At 34.8% G+C, this 5,997-nt stretch carries 8 protein-coding genes; all 8 read right to left on the bottom strand.

The genetic code is table 11. The features are described from left to right. Positions 1 to 495: 495 nt before the first annotated feature. A complete protein-coding gene (locus tag A4H00_RS11290) occupies positions 496 to 789 on the bottom strand; it encodes a hypothetical protein (protein ID WP_067091681.1) in 294 nt (97 codons plus the stop codon). A 151-nt stretch (positions 790 to 940) separates the two neighbouring features. Then, positions 941 to 1,882, bottom strand: a complete 942-nt coding sequence (locus A4H00_RS11285; protein WP_067091678.1) for a protein rep — start codon at positions 1,880 to 1,882, stop codon at positions 941 to 943. Between the two features lie 266 nt (positions 1,883 to 2,148). Beyond that, positions 2,149 to 2,832 (bottom strand): zonular occludens toxin domain-containing protein, encoded by a 684-nt coding sequence (locus A4H00_RS11280; RefSeq protein ID WP_067091685.1) that lies wholly within the window; start codon positions 2,830 to 2,832, stop codon positions 2,149 to 2,151. 708 nt (positions 2,833 to 3,540) lie between these two features. Further along, on the bottom strand, positions 3,541 to 3,900 hold the full coding sequence (locus A4H00_RS11275) for a hypothetical protein (protein WP_067091673.1): 360 nt from the start codon (positions 3,898 to 3,900) through the stop codon (positions 3,541 to 3,543). 242 nt (positions 3,901 to 4,142) lie between these two features. Further along, a complete protein-coding gene (locus tag A4H00_RS11270; RefSeq protein ID WP_067091670.1) occupies positions 4,143 to 4,763 on the bottom strand; it encodes a hypothetical protein in 621 nt (206 codons plus the stop codon). A gap of 45 nt (positions 4,764 to 4,808) precedes the next feature. Beyond that, positions 4,809 to 4,949: a hypothetical protein gene (locus A4H00_RS11965; RefSeq protein ID WP_157771016.1), complete on the bottom strand. Its 141-nt coding sequence runs from the start codon at positions 4,947 to 4,949 to the stop codon at positions 4,809 to 4,811. 59 nt (positions 4,950 to 5,008) lie between these two features. Then, on the bottom strand, positions 5,009 to 5,284 hold the full coding sequence (locus A4H00_RS11265) for a hypothetical protein (RefSeq protein ID WP_067091666.1): 276 nt from the start codon (positions 5,282 to 5,284) through the stop codon (positions 5,009 to 5,011). A 224-nt stretch (positions 5,285 to 5,508) separates the two neighbouring features. Beyond that, entirely contained in the window at positions 5,509 to 5,802 is a 294-nt protein-coding gene (locus tag A4H00_RS11260) for a hypothetical protein (RefSeq protein ID WP_067091663.1), read from the bottom strand. Positions 5,803 to 5,997: the final 195 nt, after the last annotated feature.

The following is a 5,997-nucleotide window of genomic DNA, read 5'->3' as shown; positions in this document are numbered from 1 at the left end:
CCACCAACACGATTTCTAGTTTATTCTGTCCCAGCTTATTGTCCAAGAAACTTTCGCGACATAAAACGTGGACTTATCTTTGGTTTTATGCTAGACTAAGAGTAAGAAGAAGTTCTGTCAATTTTCATTGGCAACGAAAAAGCCCCTGCACTTTCCACTTTGCAAGGGACTTTTTTTTGCACTCTGGCGAGCGTTCGGGCTAGGACAGCTACTTTTATTATCGCTTATCTAGCCATTTTTCAACGTAATACAAGATAATTCCTGCAATTACATTGGCGATAACATTTAAGAGAAGTTCTATCACTTTCACTGACAACACCTCCTTTCGAAGGCTGTTTAGTAGTGCCTTCTCTTATTATATCAGATATTCAAAAGAAAAAAAGGCAGGTTAGAACCTGCCAAATATTTATTTTATAATATAATTTTGCTTGGTCTTGTTCCAAATCAAGACCTAATAAAGTTAAACATAAATATTTTGAGAGGAGGAAAAATTTATTACCTTGGCATAATTCCTAAATTTTCGATTTCATCTTTATACAAATATCTAGAACGTCCATTATTATCAGTATACGTTCTTACATATTTCACCCATCTAAACTTACGCTTCATTGGCTTAAAGCCATTATATGTAAAATTGTCATATTGAATAGGTCCATAACTATACGGTACCCAAGGTGAATAAGTGTCAGCTTCAGTTTTTTCACTAAAATACATAAGACCACCTAATACAGCAACTGAACCTAAAAATAAAATAATATATTTTTTTATTCTTTTAAATATCTTCTTCATATCAAAGTCCTCCTTATTATTATTTCAGACCCTCTCAAAATAAACAAAGTATATTTCATAAAAATAATAACATATATATCAAAAAAAAAAAGACTATTTTTTCAAAAATATTTATGGTATAATAAAAGAGTTGGGGCTTTTAAACCAACTCTTATTTAATGATATAATTTTGTTTAGTTGCGTTCCATATCGCAACTATTTTTGTTCCTGATGATAGGTCATCATTTTCATCTGCAGTATGCACTAAATCACCATTTTCCGCATCATCAAGGGCTAATTTTTTCTTGATTTCTTTAAACACTCCGCCATAGCCTAATTGTCGTTTGCGATACAAGCCATTATATAAATCATCTACAACTTGAGCGTTCTCCATACTCAATTCAAAGGGTTTAGTGGGGTATTTTGCCGTTTCTAGGATTGCCCCTTTTAGTCCTTTTCCTTGTTCTTTGACCGCTCGAATATCGACTAAAGGAATATAGTCGACCTTGAGTGATTGCGCCCACATCTGCCCCCAGTCTTCTTGAGAAATATAGCTACCGCCCTTAAAATAACCAGGCTTAACCATCATCAAAACATGAATATGGGGATGATAGGTATTTTCTGCTTCATTATGCGTTACCTCAACTGAACGAAGATAACCTAATAAATTTTTTTGGACTTTCGCACGTTTAAACAAACGGTCAAATGATTTTGTCAATGAACTAATCGTAGTATTAAGTTCTGATCCTGGAACATTTTTTACGGTCAAGGTTAAAAAGAGAAAGCGCCCTTTTGGATATTGGATCATAGCTTCATCAACTATTCTTGACGTTTGATAAGAATATTTCATGGACCGCCTCCAGTTACACAATGGGCATAATTTATTTTTACAAAAATAAGATTGATATAACTTCAAGTTCCCATCAGCTTGTTGTATAAATTTCAAAACATCACAACAAGCTGAAACACGTTCGACCATCGTCTCTTTATACTGCAATTGCTCAAATATATCAGCTAGCTTCAAAGACAGAATTTTCCGTTCTTTCCAACGTCTATCTTTTCCCTTTTTGTTCTTATCGACAAGTATTTGCCCTTGATTTAATACCTCTTCCATGATATAATAAACCTACCTAAATGTAATTACACAAAAAAGTTCTTGCTTTTACAATAAGCCTTTCATAATTTATAGATTGGACACCTTAAATTATACCACAAGCTTTGACTAAAAACAAGGTCTTTTTTTGTGCCACAAACTCAGTATTACCAATGGTTTCACCCACTTTTAAGGTGATTTTTTTGCCCGTGAGTTATTTCTTACTAGTATCAAGATAAGAAGAAACCCACGAAGTGGGTTTCTCAAAGGGGCTTTCAGCCCCTTTTTCAACCCTTAATTTCTTTTGCCATTCTCTCTATTTTGGCGTAACTATCAAACTTTTCACGTAATTTTTTATTCTGAACAAAACTACGTCGCCACAACCTACGAATCTTCGCTTTAGCTTCAGGTCTTTCACAGACTGCATTATAATCTTCAGCATCGAATGCCCTGGTAAACGTCCAACGTCCTCCCACTGTCTGACATTCTACAACCTCATAAGTTTGTTCTCTAAGCTGCTTAACGACCCTGGTAAATACCTGGGAAGTTCCAACAATCTTTATCCGTTGTTTTCTTTGTTGAGTGATTTCTGCAAGAAGTCCTTCAGGGAATTTTTGCCAAGCAGATGAATTATACTCATTTTGTATTTCATCAATCGCAAAAATGACCCCTTTCAACCCATTACGAATTTCAAAAATCTGTTGCCAACTGGTCATCTCTAAATCTTGATGAATATATCCAAAATTCGTAACAATTAAAGCTTCTGGATACAATTTCCTCATTCGTTCCAAATACTCTGTCATAGCCATTGTTTTTCCGCCACCTTGACGACCACAATAAAGAGTAAGACCGTATTCTTTAAACTCTCGACCATTCTTGATACGTTGAACCATATCATAAACTAATGACCCAAAGGGCTTTTCTGATAATGTTTCAAATTGCCCTTTTACTCGATTTCCTTTTTTCTTCAAAATCTTCAACCAATGCCAAGCGGTGGGGCGCAAGTCCGCAAATGCGGACTTTTTCGCCCTCCGCTTTGTCCTTTCTTGATATTTTTAATTTAAAAACGGCACTCGATGTATAATCCAATTTATTCCCTTAATCAGGAAAAGCCCTATATAAAAGCTTGAAATCAATCCAATGCAAATAAATAAATCATTAAACGGAACAAATGGAGATGCCTCATACAATACGCTTGAAATACTATCAAAGACAATACAAATTTATTGATAAACTGAAAAGATGGAAACAAACTAATCAACCATTCCAAAATACCAAATAACATTCCTAACAATCCTTGTACCATGTCCTAATCCTCCGCTACCTTATGGAACCTTCTCACAAAGAATAAGGCCAATAGAACATAAAAAACAGCTTTAATAAATACCTTGATTGGCTTCGCTAGTCTAGTAGCTACCGAGCCATCTAATATGACAAAATCTTGCCCTAACAAACTAATATGCATATCAGAAAAATCATCTTTTTCTCCAATGCTATATTCAAGCGGTTCTATATTTGGAAATTTAGACCTAAAAGCACATTCAAACTATTAACCCGCTCTTTCAACCATGCTCCATCTATTCCAAACGCCCATGTTAAAGCTGCTTTAAATGCATCTGCAATAGTCGCTCCTATACTTCCTATAGCCGCTGGTATACTTGTAATAGCCTGCCAAATTTTCACCAACCATTCAACAATTGCCCTGGAATTGCTCCAATAGCTTGCAAAATTTTAGCTAACCAATCCCATAAAGCTTTCAAACCGTCTAATATAGCCCCAGGAATGCTTAAAATCGCATCTAAGAGCTTTTTCAACCATTCCCATAGTTTTGCCAACCAATCTAAACCAAGGCCTGTAGAAGCCCCTGTAGCTGTCATAGAATTTGCTCCGGTTAATGTAACAGTTCCAGCTTGAGCACCGACTGCTGAACCTGCTCGAATTCTTTCCAGTTCCTGTACGGTGGGTACTAAAGTAGTTCCATCTACTCTAGCTTTAGGATCAAATTTTACTGTTGTTGTCGGAAGGAAAAGCTGTATCAATATAATCGTTTATTTTCCCTTCTGAAATAGCTCCAACTTTTAAATCGGTAACAGGAACATTTGTCCAATATCAGTCCTAGGTATAGTAACACGCGTTATAGTAACTTCTGTAGGAGTATTTACAGAAAATCTCAAATCAGTCGGAATAACTTTTTCTATATTTGAAAAAGACCTAGAAACTTTTATGACATCGCCATTTCCATTTGTCTCAACATTTAATTGCCCACTCACACCTTGCAGAATTACACTTGAAGAATAAAGAGAGGGTTAAATTTATCAGGCAAAGGCAAAATTTCCATAGATACGGACAAAGAAGTACCCAAAAAATCAGTTTCTGGATTATATTTAATATTTCTAAAATACTTCCCTTTTTCTAAATTTCCTGTAAATATATTTCTACCTTCTGGAAACACTAGGACATAGCCAGCATTGATTTTATGACTGCCTAATAAAACTCTAAAACCATTTGAATAAGTGTACGAATTTTTATCAATGTATCTAGAAATACTATTTTTTTCTCCTACAGATGCCTTCTTAACTGCCTTTTTAAAAGTCGCATCAATTTTAACAGAGGTACCAGATACAAATTCGTCCACCGAATGACCAGCTATTTCTAATTGTTCAACAACGGCAGCACCGAAAGCTGAAATGTCATCCCAATTCGTAATTGTATAGCCCAAAAGTAAAGCTGCCGCTAACCCAACTAAGACAACTGGCCAAATTTCAGGATTGAGCGCAATCAATGTCATACCTCCAAAAGATGCCACTCCAGCATCAGCTTTAACTGGTTTTGGTCGATAAGCTAAATTAAAAATCAAAAGGATAATACAAAATAATATTTTTATTTTTTTAAACTTTTTCATAAATCACCATTTCAAAAAAACACCTGTTTCCAAGTGTTTTTTCAACTAGAAGAATTTTTTTAACGTCTTAACAGTAAAGCCAACCGCCATACTAACTCCAAGCATAGTAGCACCTACTGGTAAAACTGCTGGAACTGCTTGCATTACTGCATCCTTCACTGGTGCTAACAATTCTGCTGTAATCATACGATTATCCTCCTTTCTTTGGTATAGTTTAACGTCCCTACCAAGAGACAAAGGAGGCTCTATAAAAATTGCTTTAATAAATGATGGAGGAAAAGAAATAATAATAAAGCAGGGATAATCAAGATTCCATAAAATGCTACTACACTTGTCTGAAAATGGTAATGATCATAATCTTTTTGGATTTGTGTCACTAATTTTTTGACCTGTTCCGTAGTTTCAGCTGTTTTCAACTCATCATAACTAGAATTTAATTTTTCTAATTCTTTCAAAATAGCATCATCAGAAGATGGTGGTTGTTCTTGAATAACTTTTGTAAGATTTTCTAAAGCCAACAAACTCTTTTCTTCTGTTGTTTGTTCTCCTGATTCAATTCTTGCTTTTTCTTTCTCTTCTAGTTGCTTATCTTTTTCTGTTTGTCGCTTTTCGGAATCAGAAAAATTGACTAATCTTTTTTAATTCTAAAAGAACTTGTTCAGATTTCTTTGTCTGTTCATCAAGTCTATCTAAAATCGCTTTGTTATAAGCAATAAAATCTTCGTTAGATACTCCATCCATATCTTTAACCGGCTAAGTCAAGTACAGCTACATCACTAAATTTTTCAAAGGAAACTTTCTTAGTTGCGATATTAACGGTCATGTGCATTTTTGCACGTGCTGGTAAAGGAGTTTGAGCAATCTCCGCAAACTGTTCAGGGGTTAGAGAATATTTTACTGGAATCAATCCGCTGGTATTCAACGGATCAACATTCGTTAATGGCAATACGTGACAAGATACACCTGTAATCTGTTTTCCTGTCCGTTCATCTGTAAAATCATAAGGTCGTGCGCCAAGAATAATGACTTCATTTTTCATTTTTTTACCTCCGTTTTTTTCCTGGTCACTTTATTTATTCGTGTTTGCTAAAAAAAAAAAGCAAAAAGAAAATAAATTTCCTTTTTGCTTCTAACTTTGATTCCTTCAACATTTTAGACATTTATTTCACGTTTTCTTGACAATAAGTAACCTGGGACTAAACTTAATAAATCGTCTGTTGGTCGGTCTAATGCC

Origin of the sequence: Streptococcus marmotae (assembly GCF_001623565.1) — a bacterium.
Classification (GTDB): domain Bacteria; phylum Bacillota; class Bacilli; order Lactobacillales; family Streptococcaceae; genus Streptococcus; species Streptococcus marmotae.
The sequence above is the reverse complement of the archived record's forward strand: the minus strand, read 5'-3'. Positions and strand labels throughout refer to the sequence as shown.